The organism is Hydrotalea lipotrueae (assembly GCF_019249625.1).
Lineage (GTDB): Bacteria > Bacteroidota > Bacteroidia > Chitinophagales > Chitinophagaceae > Hydrotalea > Hydrotalea flava.
This window is the reverse complement of the sequence record NZ_JAESDL010000037.1, coordinates 1-15,051: the sequence shown is the minus strand read 5'-3', so window position 1 is coordinate 15,051 and position 15,051 is coordinate 1. Positions and strand designations below refer to the sequence as shown.

Genomic DNA, 15,051 nt, shown 5'->3' with positions numbered 1-15,051 from the left:
TTGCAACTTTTAAATTTTTATTGCAACAATATTTTTAATCGAACATTGAAAATTACTTTTTGAGGGTTGACTAAATAGGAAGGGTTGTATCATTTTTTGTTCTTTGTAACATTAAATAATTAATAAATTTATACTAATTAACACCAGCCGTTATTTACATTGCTATAAATACATATACTCCATGATTTATTTTCGAGAGGGTCAATTATCTTTCAAAAAGATACACAGGCAACACTGGCGCAATGACTATCTTAACCATAACATCAACCCGTAAAATCCAAATATAATGTAGGGTAATGCGATGAAAATAAATGATAATAAAATTGAGCTATTCCTTTTGTTAGTTTCCATCGAAAGATATTTATTATAAATAACCAAAGAGGCTGTATCAAAAGCGCTTTTGATACAGCCTCTTCCTTGTTAAAAGTATAAATTATACCTATTGCATAAATGCCACTGCAATTAATAACCAGGGTTTTGTACAATATTGGGATTTGCAGTCATTTCCTGTTGTGGAATTGGTGCAACTCTTCTGTTATCAGGATAAGGAATATTTAAATTGATATTAGAAGGTCCTGCCGGTATTGCACCCGGGTTACTGGCTCTGGCAATGGGTAATTGCAAACGATTCATATCGTATAATCTGTCGCCTTCAAATGCCAACTCTTTTCTGCGTTCTGTAACAATTGCCTGTAACAATAATGGACCTGTGAGAACATAGGGCGCTGCTAAAGGATCACGCTGCGCCAGTAATGCATTTAAGTATTTTAATGCATCCGGTTCGTTATTGGGCAATGAAGCTTCTGCAGCAATCAAATACACTTCACTTAAGCGAATTACTTTTAAATTATCACGATCAGTGTTTTGTGCATTTGGAAATTTCAATACCATATAAGCAGGAGAGCCACTTTTTGTATTGTGTGGCATTAATAAACTCTTACGAACATCTGTTGCTGAATATAGGTTATATAACTGACTGGAGCAATAAATATCATTATAACCATTATAATACATCGCACCTAAATCATCAAAACCATTATTATTGATTGCATCACAATCCACTTCAAACATGGTTTCAACAGCATCAGTTCTTGCAGCAGGATTTTGCCAATATGCACCATAGCTTGAAGCAGTAACCAAAGTAAAGGGACTATTATTAATTACATCTACGGCTGCAGTTTTAGCATCGGTATTATCACCCATATACAAATAGGTTCTTGCCAATAATGCCTCTGCAGCATATTTGCTTATTCTAACAGAGGAACTATAAGCAGGAGCAGCAGCCATGGCCATTTTAAAATCACTCACTATTTGGCTGTACACTTCACTCACTTTATTTCTTGCAGGAAATAAATTAGGATTAAAGTGCAGAATAATTGGCACTCCTAATGAGGTTGAATCTACTGTATAAGGTTTACCATAAATATTTACCAATTTAAAATATAATAAACCTCTTATAGCATAAGCCTGTGCTTTAATAGCTGCAACATTTGGTCCTGTTACATTGGCATCAATAATATTATTTACGCGTAAAATATCTATATATGCCTGATTCCACATTTCACCCTCCACAACATCACTAGATACCACACTGTAATTATACTGGGGTAAATATCTACCAGCATTTTTTGTTTCAACATACGTATTATCTGCTTGTAAATCACCTATAATTGGAAAATCTCTACCATATAGTGATACAGCTCTCAAACCAGAATAGGCACCATTTAATGCATCAGCCAACCCTGATTGAGTATTTAAAGCTTGACTGGCAGGAACAGAATCATTGGGCGATTTATTAATAAAGTTTTTACTGCAGCCCGATAATAGTATTGCAACTGTACAGGCTGTAATGGAAAATCTTTGAATTATGTTTTTCATTATAATAATATTTTAATTTAATTAAATAATTATGCTATTGCATTATTTAATATAAAATTGTTATAAACCAATTTTTATACCACCCGATATTGTTTTAGGTATAAATACATCCAAATTACCGGTTCCATTAATACCAGTTTCAGGATCAAAAGGAACATTTTTATCAACACCAAAAGTCAACAAATTGGTACCACTTATATAAACCGTTACATTAGTTAAATGTGCCCTTTTGATTAATGATGATGGAAGCATATAATTCAATTGTATATTTCTTAATCGCACATAGTCTCCCTTATATAAATACCTGGTAGATATTCTGTATCCATTTTTATTTCCACCATAAATTATTTTTGGAACTCTGGTTATGTCACCAGGTTTTTTCCATGCATTTAACTGGCTGTTCATTTGATTGAAGGCACCATAATATGCACCATCACTGTTTAAATAAGACCCCCACTGATCAAATAAATAATTACCGTAATTATAAAACAATTGTGCATCTAATGAGAAGTTTTTATAAGTAAAACTGTTGGTAAATGAACCATAATATTTTGGAGCAGCCGACATGCCGGTTAAAGCCAATTGTGTAGCTGCATAATTATTGGTTTTTGTTTTACGTGAGGCATCTGTATACCAGTTAGGATCGCCATTTGTAGGATCTACCCCGGCATATTGACGCAAGTAAAACTCTTGTAAATCATGGCCAACAGTATAGTAAAATGCACCGGAACTGATTGATTTATTTTGGAATAATGACTCAACAGTATTTTTATTGTGGGCAAAATTAAATGTTACAGTCCAGGAGAAATTCTTTGTGACAATCGGTTTACCACCCACAGTTATTTCTATACCCTGATTTTTTACACTACCAACATTACTTAACTGACCACCAGGGAAACCGGAGGTTGGAGATAAAGTTGTATTGGCCAACAAATCAGATGTAGTTCTACTATAAAAATCAACAGTTCCAAATAATCTGTCTTTGAATATACTAAAATCAACACCCACGTCGAAAGGCTTATTTTTTTCCCAGGTCAGGTTCGGATTGCCAATATTTGAAGGGGCGCTTCCAGGTATACCTGTATAGTTATTTCCATAACCATAAGTAGCTAAAGCCTGATAATTACCGAAGCCTAATGAGTTACCATTAGAGCCATAAGAGGTACGCAATTTTAATAAATTTATCCATGCAATATTTTTCATGAAGTTTTCTTCATTCACATTCCAGGTAGCACCAATGGAGAAGAAATCACCATAACGATTATTTACCCCAAATACAGATGACCCATCTCTACGAAAACTTCCACTAATTACATAACGATTTTTGTAGTTAAAATCAGCATTTGAGAAAATTGAATTTGTAGCATTCCCACTTGGAAGAGCATAGGCTCTGGTAGGAGTAGCTGCAGATGCAAGATATTGTAAAGCAAGTGTTCCAGGGAAGCCCTGTGCCCTTGCCTGTAAAGTGTAATAGTTATATTGCTGTGCCTCGTAACCTAATTTGGCATCAAAATAAACATCATTTGCTTTGTTCAAATTTTGCCTAAAGTCAGCAAAATTACTCCATGTCCAGTCAAATACTCTAGTATAGGCAGAAAATGCATCACCACCATGTGAGTACCCATCACCATAAAATGGGTTTCTATATTGATCTTCCTGAATGGTAAAGTATTCACCAGAGTAACGGCTGGTAAATTTTAAGTTTTTTAATATCTGAAATTCACCTGAAACATATCCTCTTAAGGTGGTTTGTTTAGCTGTGTTCTTATTATAGGTTCCCTGAACGAGGGGATTATAGATGCCACCATGAAGAGGAAATTCACCGGCAGCATCATTGTATTTTAATGAACCATCAGCATTACGAGGGCTATACCAGGGTAATAAAAAGAAAGATTCTAAAACCGGATTTGCAAAAGCACCTCCGTTGTTAGGAGTTGACTGTTCGCTGGTACTTCCATTTAAACCAGTAGCAAAAGTAATTTTATCTGTTGCATGGTGCGTTACAGAAATACTACCATTGTACCTTTTAAAATAAGTATTCAACGTGGTACCATCCTGATTAAAATAACCACCACTGGCATAAAACTGTGTTTTATCGTTCCCGCCACTTAAACTCAAATTGTATTGTTGCTGAGTAGCATGGGGCTGATTAACCACATTAAACCAGTTGGTATTTACAGTTGAATCAACTCCAAAACCATTTACAGGATCATAAATGATGGCATTTGCACCTGTATTATTAGCTGCATAACCGGCATTGATTAATGCTTGTTGATAAACAGTCACTTCTTGTGAAGTTGTTAATGGTTTTACACTTGGATTGTATGCTCGGGTATTATCTCCAATTTCAGTACTAAAATTCAATCTGGTTTGTCCGGCTTTACCTTTTTTGGTAGTTACTAAAATAACACCATTAGCAGCACGTGAACCATAAATGGAAGTAGCCGCAGCATCTTTTAACACCGTAATACTTTCAATATCATCCGGATTAAGAGAACTCAAGACATTAGCTGTTGTAGTATTTACAGTAAAATCGCCTGTTGATGCAATAACGCCATCAATTACCCAAAGCGGTGATGCACTGGCATTGATAGAACCAATACCACGAATGCGGATATCAGTGGCGGAACCCGGTGCACCGGATGATGAGGTAGACTGTAAACCGGCAACATTTCCTTGTAATGCTTTATCAACAGATGTAAACGGTTTGTCAGCAACAACATCTCCTTTTAAAGTTGCTACAGCACCAGTTACATTTGTTTTTTTAGTAGTACCATAAGCTACTACTACCACTTCTGACAAATCAGATGAGCCGGACTGCATTTGTACCATCATATTTTCACGAATGGGTAATTGCAATGCGGCAAAATTAATAGCCGAAAAAGAAAGTGTTTTGGCAGACTCAGGTACTTTAATACTAAAGGTACCATCGGCATTTGAACTGGTACCTAACTGGGTACCTTTCACTAAAATTGAAACGCCTGGTAACGGAGTACCCTTTTCGTCTACAATTTTACCTTTAATCGTTCTAGTTTGCGCCCATAGTGAGCTGGAAGCCACAATGAGGCACAGGAAAAACGTCAGAAATTTTCTCATGGTTTTTGATGTTTGGTTTAAAAATGTTGCATTTGGGTAAATCATTCAAAACAATGAATGCTTGGCTATTATAAAAACTGCATGCATGCATTGCAAAGAATATATTTCTAAAAATTTTCTATTCAAAAACAGTTACAGTCAAGTTGTGTTAATTATAAAATGAGCGTCAATAATATAAATAAGCTGCATTGTTTATCATAAAAACGTTAAATAATTTTTATTTAACACAAGGCGTGAAGTTATTGCCAGACAAGCATTCCATCGCCTTAAACAAAATTATAATTTGCTTAAACTATAATTAATTATTGATTAAGAAAAATAAAATGACCCTTAGGTGGTAAAAAGCAATGCTAAGGAATTGCACTACGATTTAAGTGAAAATAAAATAAGGAGTTTAAAGAAAAAAAGAAGAACTTAAATGCCTGAATGTACAGCGCAAGCATTAGTTAAATAAGCGACTAATTCTTCTATAAGAATAAAAAATCAGACAGTAACTATAATATTAAAATTAATCAAAATGCAGTGCCTGCAACCACCCCATTACCTGATTGGGCCATTGATTTAACCAGGGGTCTTGCTGTGCCATACCAAAACCATGTCCACCATGATCATAAATAAAAAGTGAGGCTCGAACATGATGCGCATGCAATTGCTCATAATACATTAAACTGTTTTGAACGGGAACCGAAGTATCATCATTGGCATGAAAAAGGATAGCAGGAGGTGTTTTTGCAGTGATATTTTTTTCTGCAGATAAGCTATCCATTAAAGCCTGAGCAGCAGGGTGTTCACCTAAAAGCATTTTTCGGCTGTAGGCATGAACAAAAGGAGATTCCATTGTAATAACAGGATATACCAAAATTGAAAAAGCCGGAGTAATTGTATTTGCATTCATTGGATTTAAGGTAGAAATGGTAGCTGCTAAATGACCGCCTGCAGAGAAACCCATAACGCCAATTCTGTCCTTCCGGATACCAAATGTTGCAGCATGTTCATCAATATAATGCAAAGCCTTATTTGCATCATTGTATTGCGCCGGATATCGATGCCCTTGTTGTGCTTCATTGTTTAATCGATAATGCAATACAAATACATCAATACCATGTGTATTAAAAAAATGTGCCGGCAATACACCTTCTTTTTCCCAAGCCAGGTGTGTGTAAGCACCACCCGGACAAATCAAAATGGCTGTTTTTGCTGAGCCTGAACCAATTGCCCGGTAATATTCCATATATGGCCTAACAGAATCGAATCCGTTATTTACAATACCTGTTTCATTGTTGTTGTATAAATAAATACGTTGTTGCGCTGAGAGCATAAAAGTTATTTGACAAAAAATTACAAGGAGAAAAAATGATGAACGCATAGCTGTAACATTTACAAATCGGTAATCGGTTTAAATCGGGGTACCAACACTTTCATGATTGACCAAGCAAAAATGTAAGCAAAGGCACATACCAAAAATAAAATTAAATAAGCAGATTGTGGATTGTTTTTAAAAGCATCTGTTAACCAGCCTGCTAACAATTGCATTAATACACCTCCTATCCCACCTGCTAAACCACCAATTCCTGTAACTGATCCCACTGCTTTTTTAGGAAACAAATCGGATACAGTTGTAAATATATTGGCCGACCATGCCTGATGTGCCGCAGCAGCAATACAAATTACGATGAGCGCATAGATATATGCGTTATTACCAAACAAAGCAACATCACCAAAATATTGTGTTGCAATTAAAACAATTGGCAACAAAGCAATGAGCAACATTGCTTTCATTCTGGCTTTAAAGGTTTCCATACCTTTATTAATAAAATACATCGGGAATCCCCCGCCGGCTACACTTCCTATAATAGCCACTCCATAAACTGTGAATAATGGCAACATAATTGCTTCACCTTGCATGTTAAATTGCTTTTTCATATAATCAGGTAACCAGAATAATAAAAACCACCAAACACCATCCGTCAAAAATTTTCCTATAAAAAATGACCAGGTTTGCCGGTAAGTCAGCAATTTTATCCATGGTATTTTTTCTTTTATTACATCATCACTGCTACTTGGTATATCATCACTATGTATATATGCAAATTCAGCTTCAGATAATTTTTTTTGCTTTGCCGGTGTATTATACAATACAAACCAAAATATTAACCAGATTAAACCAATGGCACCCGTAAATAAAAATGCCATGCGCCAGCCTTCTACCTGACCATTGAACCAGGTATTTGCAGCTAACAAGGGAACGAGTAATGCAGCAATCATTGCACCTACATTGGCGCCACTATTAAAGATTCCAGTTGCAAGTGCTCGTTCTTTTTGGGGGAACCATTCGGCTACTGTTTTAATAGAAGCAGGGAAATTACCGGCTTCACCAATACCAAATAAACTTCTTACAATTACATGTTGATAAACTGCACCGCCACATAAAGCATTGAGCATACCCATAACAGACCAGAAACTCAAAGAAAGCGCCAATCCTAATTTGGTACCAATTTTATCTATAATGGCGCCTGCAAAAACTGTTACACCTGCATATAAAGCAGTAAACCAGGCAGTAATCATTGCAAAATCAGAATTCGACCATCCATATTTATCTGATAAAATAGGTTTCAAATACCCAATTACCTGACGATCCATATAGTTGATGGTTGTAGAAAAAAAGAGTAATGCAACAATAGTCCACCGATATTTACCAATTTTATTCTTTATCATGCAGTTTGTTTAAATTGTTGAATGATGTAAAGTATATCTTGAACCAAGCTGGTAAGCGCATCAAATTTTTTTTCTTGAATGAAAGCAGATGTAATCAGTTTACTTCCCATACCTACACCAACGGCACCGGCTTTTAGCCATGCCCTTATATTTTCTGCATCGGTTTCAACACCTCCGGTAACCAAAAAATCGATGGAGGGAAATAATGGTCGAATTGCCTGTATATAATGAGGCTGTAAAACATTACCCGGAAAAAGTTTTAATAAAGACCATCCTGCTGAATATGCAATATGAATTTCGGTAGGTGTCATACATCCCGGAATCCATAATATTTTGTTGATGTAGGCCACATCAGAAACATCAGCATCAAACACCGGGCTAATCAATACATCAGCACCTGCTTCAATAAATAAATTTGCATCCTGTGGCGTGGTAATTGTTCCTATACATAATAATAAGTCTGGCATAGTGCGATTACGCTCTGATACCAGTATTTTAAAATTTTGCAACGCATTTTCGCCCCTATTGGTAAATTCAATAGCTCTTATACCACCTTTGTATAATGCATGCGCAATAGCAATGGTTAATTCTGCATCAGCATGATAGTATAGCGGCAATATACCTTGTGATGTAATGATAGAAGCTGCTTGTTTACGATTGTGCATATTGTTGTATTGTTTTTTGTATGTCTGCAATAGTTTGTCGGGTAGTATCGCCCACTTCCTGCAATTTACCAAATGCAGCAGCTGCAGCAAAATTGAGGATAGTTTGTGGGTCTTTCTGTTGAATTAACCCAAAAATTAATCCTGCCATAAAACAATCGCCACTGCCTACTCTATCTTTTACACTTGTACAATGCATATTAGCTGAAACATATAATTGTCCATTTGTGTACAATGTACCATAGTATTGTATGCCTCCATTGAATGTGTCGAAACGAAATGTATTGGCAATGGTATAGCATTTAGGAAAATGCTGCAAAATATATTCAGCAGTTGAAACTGCATGCGTAAGATAGGCTGACTTTTCAACATCTTCTTGCCCTGATAGTTGAAGCGGGGCACCTAATAAAGTATTAGCCGACCAAATATTACCCATTATCACGTTGCAGTACTTAGCCAAAACAGGAACAATATTTGCCGGATTTCGATTATTTTGCCAAAGCGATGCTCTAAAATTTAAATCCAGTGAAATAGTTATATTTTTTTGCGAAGCTACTTGCAACATTTCTTCACAAACCTTTACAACAGTATCATTTAATGCAGGAACAATGGCTGAAAAATGTAGCCAGTTAATTTCTTCAAGCACTTTTTCCCAATGAATGGTACCGGGCTGTAAAGTAACAAATGAAGAAAATTCCCGATCAAAATAAACGTGTTTATTTTTAACATCAGTACCCTGTTCTAGAAAGTAAAGCCCTATCCGTTTACCTTGCATCTGAATATGGGTGGTATCAATGCCATCATTCTTTAAACCCTGAATAATATCTTTCGCTAAAAAATTATCCGGCAATGCAGTACAATAAGCTACCGGCATATTCCATTGAGCCAGCGCATATGCCACATTTAATTCAGCTCCACCCACATAAACAGGCAGTTTATGTTGCTGTAACCAAACGCCATTTGATTGGGGCGACATTCTTAATAATAATTCACCAAAGCACAATATTTTTTTCATAAAAGTATTATACTAAACAAATTGACAACAAAGTTTTAATGAGCAAGAGAAGTGTAATGTAAATTCAAATTCCATTATTCGTTTTTTACCAGTTAAAATAATTTTTAGCATTGTAAAAGCAAATGTCCTGAATAACTTTTCCAATCCATGGAATATCATTCGGCAGTTCACCATTTTCAATTTCTTCTCCAAACAAATTACATAAAATTCTTCTGAAATATTCATGCCGCGGATAAGATAAAAAACTCCTTGAATCTGTAAGCATACCCACAAAACGACTTAACAAACCCATATTTGATAGTGCATTCATTTGTTTCACCATTCCGTCTTTTTGATCAAGAAACCACCATGCAGCACCGAACTGAATTTTACCTGCAACAGAGCCATCATTAAAATTGCCCACCATTGTTGCCATTAATTCATTGTCGGCAGGATTTAAGTTGTATAAAATGGTTTTCGCCAATCGGTCATCGTTATCTAATTTTCCAAGAAACTTAGATAAGTTTTTTCCTTGTTGAAAATCACCAATAGAATCCCAACCGGTATCGGGGCCTAATGTGGCTAACATACGAGAATTATTGTTGCGTAATGCTCCCAGATGATATTGTTGTATCCATCCTTTTTCCCAATTCCATTCTGCAAAATGAACCAACATAGCAGATTTAAACTTACGCTGTTCCAAATCATTTAAATGTTTGCCTGAATGTACTTTATTGAAAATACTGTCAATTTCAGAACCTGTAAAATCTTCTGCATAAATTTCTTCTAACCCATGATCACTTACACCACAACCCATTGAAGCAAAAAAATCATGTCTATTTTGTAATGCAAATAAAAAATCATCGAATGAAGAAATTGAAATATTGGTTACCCCTTCTAATTTTTTAAGATAACTATTGAACTTTTCGGGATCTGCCACGTTCATGGCGTTATCAGGACGAAATGCAGGTAAGATAGGAATTTCGAAGCCATCATTTTTTAACTTCTGGTGATATTCAAGTGTATCTACAGGATCATCGGTAGTACATACGGTATATATATTCATTTTACGCAACAAACTTTTTACTGAATAATCAGGTTGCTGTAACAAAGCCGTGCATCGTTCATAAATACGATCTGCAGAATGTTCGTTCAATATTTCAGTAACGCCAAAATAACGTTTCAGTTCCAAGTGCGTCCAATGATACAATGGATTTCGTAAGGTGTAAGGAACAGTAGCAGCCCATTGCGTAAATTTATCTTTATCAGAAGCATTGCCTGTGCAAAATTGCTCATCCACACCATTGGTGCGCATGGCTCTCCATTTATAATGATCACCATATAGCCAAATTTGTGTAATATTTTTAAACCTAACATCGTCTGCAATTTGTTGTGGAGACAAATGGCAATGATAATCAATGATAGGCATTGATTTGGCAAATTCATGGTATAGTTTTACTGCCGTTTTATTATGTAATAAAAATTCTTCATCTAAGAACTGTTTCATATTCTTGTATTTATACTTTCAATTAATCGTAATTTTTTATTCATCTGTAATACACGATGTAAGATTGTATTACAAACTTACACCCCGCTTCCAGGGAATAAAGTCATCCTGATTTAGTAAAACTGCTTTTGGTATTACTTCACCACTGGCTGCTTTAATACAATATTCTAAAATTTGTGTACCCATTTGTTCAATTGTTAAATCACCTTCAATAACGGGGCCGGTATTAATATCGATAATATCTTGCATTTTTTGTGCTAAAGCGGTATTACTGGATACTTTAATAACGGGACAAACTGGATTGCCGGTTGGCGTACCCAAGCCTGTAGTAAATAAAATTAAATTAGCACCACTGGCCGCTTTTCCGGTAGTTGCTTCCACATCATTACCCGGTGTGCAAACCAAACTCAATCCGGGTTTAACAGCTTTTTCAGTATAATCGAGTACGTCTACAATGGGTGATGTGCCTCCCTTTTTGGCAGCGCCTGCACTTTTAATAGCATCTGTTATCAAGCCGTCTTTGATATTTCCCGGAGATGGATTCATATGAAAACCAGAACCCACTTTTAATGCAGCGGCACTATATGATTGCATTAAATCAATAAATTTTTTGGCTATGGTTTCATTGTTCATCCTATCAATCAACTCTTGCTCTACTCCACACAATTCAGGAAATTCGGCCAACAAAACTTTGCCTCCCAAAGCAACCAACAGATCGGCACAATAACCAACTGCCGGGTTTGCAGAAATACCACTGAATCCATCACTTCCACCACATTTAACACCCAATGTAAGTTTAGACAACGGTGCAGGCTTTCTACCAATTTCATTGATTTGCATCAGCCCTTTAAAAGTTGCTCGAATGGCTTCAGCAATTAGTTTGCTATTATTACCAATTTGCTGCTGTTCAAAAACAAAAAGTGGTTTTTCGAAGTTGGGGGTATAGGATTTAATTTCTGATAATAATTCCTTTAATTGAAGATTTTGGCAACCTAAACTTATTACGGTTACGCCACCTACATTTGGATGATTGGAATAGGCTGCTAATAATTTACCAAGCACGGCTGCATCTTGCCGTATACCGCCACAACCGCCCTGGTGATTGAGGAATTTAATGCCATCAACATTTTTAAACAAGCGGTTTACAGCAGGCTTTGAAATAGTTTCAAAAGTAATGTCATCAATAGATTCATTATTTTGATAGGCTGCTATCAAATGCCTGGTAAAGTTTTTGTATTGATCAGTTACTGCATATCCCAAAGATTCCTGTAATGCATCTTTAATTACATCCAAATTCCTGTTTTCACAAAATACAGTAGGTATAAATAACCAATAATTGGCTGTTCCTACACTTCCATCGCTTCTATGATAGCCATTAAAGGTTACATTTTTAAATGCAGAAACATCCGGTGGATGCCACTGATAATGGCCTTCCCTGTAAGCATAAGGCTCTGCTGCATGTTTCAAATTGCCGGTAGTCATTAATGACCTTGCAGGTATAAATTGTTGGGCCTTACCAACCAATACGCCATACATAAAAGCAGCATCGCCGGGTTGCATATCATGTATAAAAAACTTATGCTTAGCAGGTATATTCTCAATTAAGGTATATTTTTCACCTTGAAAGGATACTGTTTCGCCATTTTTCAAATCGCGTAAAGCAACGATCACATTATCTTTTGGATGAATTTTTATAACAGAATTTTTCATAACAATTATATTTAAATAACAGCATTTGCATTTTGTTGCTGCAAACTATTTTTTAATACCTCTAATACTTTTCCTTCCATTAATTCTGTTAAGAAAGCTTTTACCTGAATGGCAAAAGTATTACTGGTAGTTGCATCCATTCCCATAAAATGTACATCTGTTAAAACAGTTTGAACTAACTCATCGATACTGCCAACTTCATTCCAAAGCTTATTTAATTGCAATGCAAAATCATCCTGAACAATTAATTGTTGATTGTGTTGTAGCTGAACGGGTTGCTCTAATGTATTCAATTCAGTTTTCATGAAATATAAATAACCCGCAAAACCCAAAGCCATTAAAGGCGGAACAGTTTTAAACTGTTGTAAATACTTTGTTATTAAAGGCACATTTCGCATCTTCATTTTAGAAGTATACTGCATGGTAATACTAAACCAATGGTGGGCAATAGCAGGATTTCTGAAACGATCCAGAACCTGCAATGCAAATTGTTTGGCTTTGTGCTGGGTTAATTTTTCACTCAGAATAACGGGTGTAATTTCATACAACATTAAATTCGTGATAAAGGAAGCCATTACTGAAATATCCATAGCATCTTTCACAGTATCAAAGCCGGCAAGAAATGCTAATCCGCACGAAAAAGTGTGTGTACCATTCAACAAACGCAATTTTAATTCTCTATACATGGAAATATCATCATCTATAATTACACCATTATCGGCTGCAGCAAAAGATAATATTGATTTAGTTCTATCACTCGATGTTTCAATTGCCCATAAACGATATGCTTCACTCATAATCATTAAATCATCCTGATAGCCTAATTGTTGAGCAGCAAGATCTGCATCCTGTTCAGGTAATTTACCGGGAACAATTCTATCAACCAGCGAGTCACAAAAATCATTGGCATCCTGAAGCCACTGAATAAATTCATCTTTTAAGCGGTTTATTTTCGCTAATTCAAGCACAATTTGTTTTAACTTTTTTCCATTATTTACAATCAATTCTGTGGGAATGATGACCATTCCACTTTCGGGCCTTCCATTGAAAATAGTGTACCGGTGATATAAGAAAGCAAGTAATTTCCCGGGATAAGAAACAGGTGGTGCAGCAAAAATACCATCTTTGGGAAGCAATGTAATACCCACCTCCGTTGTATTTGAAATAACAATCTGCATTTCAGAATTAGCAGCACAAGATAAAATTTCGTTCCAAGCATCATTAGCATTTAAAACCCTGCTAATGGCAGCATTTAACCAATATTCCTGAATAGTAGCATTGTTTTCAATACCTCTAACAGCAATCGTGTATAATCCATCTTGCTCGGCAAATGCATCAGCATTTCCGGAATTGGTTGATTTTACTACTACTATTCTTCCATTAAAGATACCTTTCTTATTTGCTTTATCCACAAAATAATCAGGTAAGCCTCTTAACAGCACACCCGTGCCAAACTGAATTATTTTTTCAGGCAATGAAAATATGGCTTCATGCGGCAACGATAGTTTGTTATTTTTTCGAATAGAAGCCAGTGTTTTTTTAGATAGTTGCATACGCTTTTAATTTAAAATTGGATTCCATTTATCCCCAAATATCCAATGTGCATTAATATTTTTAGCAAGTGGTGCCCCTTTTGCTGTTTGTAAATTATTTTTAAACCAGGCATAATCGCCACCGGCTTTATGACAGTTATTGTAATACACCCAATAGCCCCATTGTATAATATTGTTAGTAGGCACCAAATAAATGGGTTTGTTAGCCATATTTGCTGCGAAGTGACAATCAATTAAATAAAATTGTGCATCTCTATGAAACCTGCCTAATATAAAACCATCATATCCTTTAAACCGGCAATTTTTTAATACAGTTTTGGCATCTTCATTGGCAGAGCCATCATGCCAAATACAGGCCGGTCCGGTAGTGGCAATAAAAGTGCAATTCTCTGCATAGGCCCACCCCCGTGGGCAATAAAAATCAACACCGCCCATCATGGTACAATCTTTAAAATAAAACATACCTTCAGTTACATTCCACGGACTTACAGTATCGCCACCAAAAGCTTTTAAATTACAATTAATAATTTGTAAACGAGTAGTAGCAAATGTTCGCAGTGCCATTTGATGCCCATCTTTTCTTATTTTCTTTACATAGTTATCGACAGTATCTGAAGCACAGCGCACAACGCTTGTATTATTTTCAAAACCATAGGTATTTTGAATGGTTAAGTTTTTAATGATTATATCACTTCCACTTATATTTAGTGTTGCTACCCCCCAATCATCTGCATGATTGCAACGCCATATATCACGTGCAATAGATTGTGTAATGATGGTTTTGTTTTTATCTTCTCCTAACAATTCAATCCAATTGTGTTGTATAAATATTTTCTCGTTATAAGTTCCATTTCTAATAACAATAGTCCGGTAGTTAATTAAGCAGCCATAGCGCCTATATTCAGGCACCGGCCGTATAGCTTTCTTATTTTATTA

10 protein-coding genes are annotated in these 15,051 nt (G+C 35.7%); all 10 read right to left on the bottom strand.

Annotation, left to right across the window (positions count from 1 at the left end; all coding sequences use genetic code 11):
* Positions 1-462: 462 nt before the first annotated feature.
* Positions 463-1,878, bottom strand: a complete 1,416-nt coding sequence (locus JK139_RS14675) for a RagB/SusD family nutrient uptake outer membrane protein (RefSeq protein WP_074419465.1) — start codon at positions 1,876-1,878, stop codon at positions 463-465.
* A gap of 60 nt (positions 1,879-1,938) precedes the next feature.
* Complete coding sequence (locus JK139_RS14670; RefSeq protein WP_218331944.1) at positions 1,939-4,974, bottom strand: SusC/RagA family TonB-linked outer membrane protein; 3,036 nt, start codon at positions 4,972-4,974, stop codon at positions 1,939-1,941.
* Between the two features lie 508 nt (positions 4,975-5,482).
* Entirely contained in the window at positions 5,483-6,292 is an 810-nt protein-coding gene (locus JK139_RS14665) for an alpha/beta hydrolase (protein ID WP_074419255.1), read from the bottom strand.
* 59 nt (positions 6,293-6,351) lie between these two features.
* Positions 6,352-7,689 carry an MFS transporter gene (locus tag JK139_RS14660; RefSeq protein ID WP_074419256.1) on the bottom strand — a complete coding sequence of 446 codons (1,338 nt, stop codon included), beginning with the start codon at positions 7,687-7,689 and terminating at the stop codon, positions 6,352-6,354.
* The gene (locus JK139_RS14655; RefSeq protein WP_074419257.1) at positions 7,686-8,354 is read right to left on the bottom strand and encodes a bifunctional 4-hydroxy-2-oxoglutarate aldolase/2-dehydro-3-deoxy-phosphogluconate aldolase; all 669 of its coding nucleotides are present in this window, start codon (positions 8,352-8,354) and stop codon (positions 7,686-7,688) included. Before JK139_RS14655 ends, JK139_RS14660 begins: the two co-directional genes overlap by 4 nt.
* Positions 8,341-9,366, bottom strand: coding sequence for a sugar kinase (locus JK139_RS14650; RefSeq protein ID WP_218331942.1), 1,026 nt, complete (start codon positions 9,364-9,366; stop codon positions 8,341-8,343). The genes JK139_RS14655 and JK139_RS14650 overlap by 14 nt, the downstream gene beginning before the upstream one ends.
* A gap of 85 nt (positions 9,367-9,451) precedes the next feature.
* Complete coding sequence (gene uxaC / locus JK139_RS14645) at positions 9,452-10,852, bottom strand: glucuronate isomerase (RefSeq protein ID WP_218331935.1); 1,401 nt, start codon at positions 10,850-10,852, stop codon at positions 9,452-9,454.
* 69 nt (positions 10,853-10,921) lie between these two features.
* Positions 10,922-12,562 carry a UxaA family hydrolase gene (locus tag JK139_RS14640; protein WP_074419260.1) on the bottom strand — a complete coding sequence of 547 codons (1,641 nt, stop codon included), beginning with the start codon at positions 12,560-12,562 and terminating at the stop codon, positions 10,922-10,924.
* A gap of 11 nt (positions 12,563-12,573) precedes the next feature.
* Entirely contained in the window at positions 12,574-14,115 is a 1,542-nt protein-coding gene (locus JK139_RS14635) for a tagaturonate reductase (protein WP_074419261.1), read from the bottom strand.
* A gap of 6 nt (positions 14,116-14,121) precedes the next feature.
* Complete coding sequence (locus JK139_RS14630) at positions 14,122-15,024, bottom strand: pectinesterase family protein (protein ID WP_218331933.1); 903 nt, start codon at positions 15,022-15,024, stop codon at positions 14,122-14,124.
* Positions 15,025-15,051 lie beyond the last annotated feature (27 nt).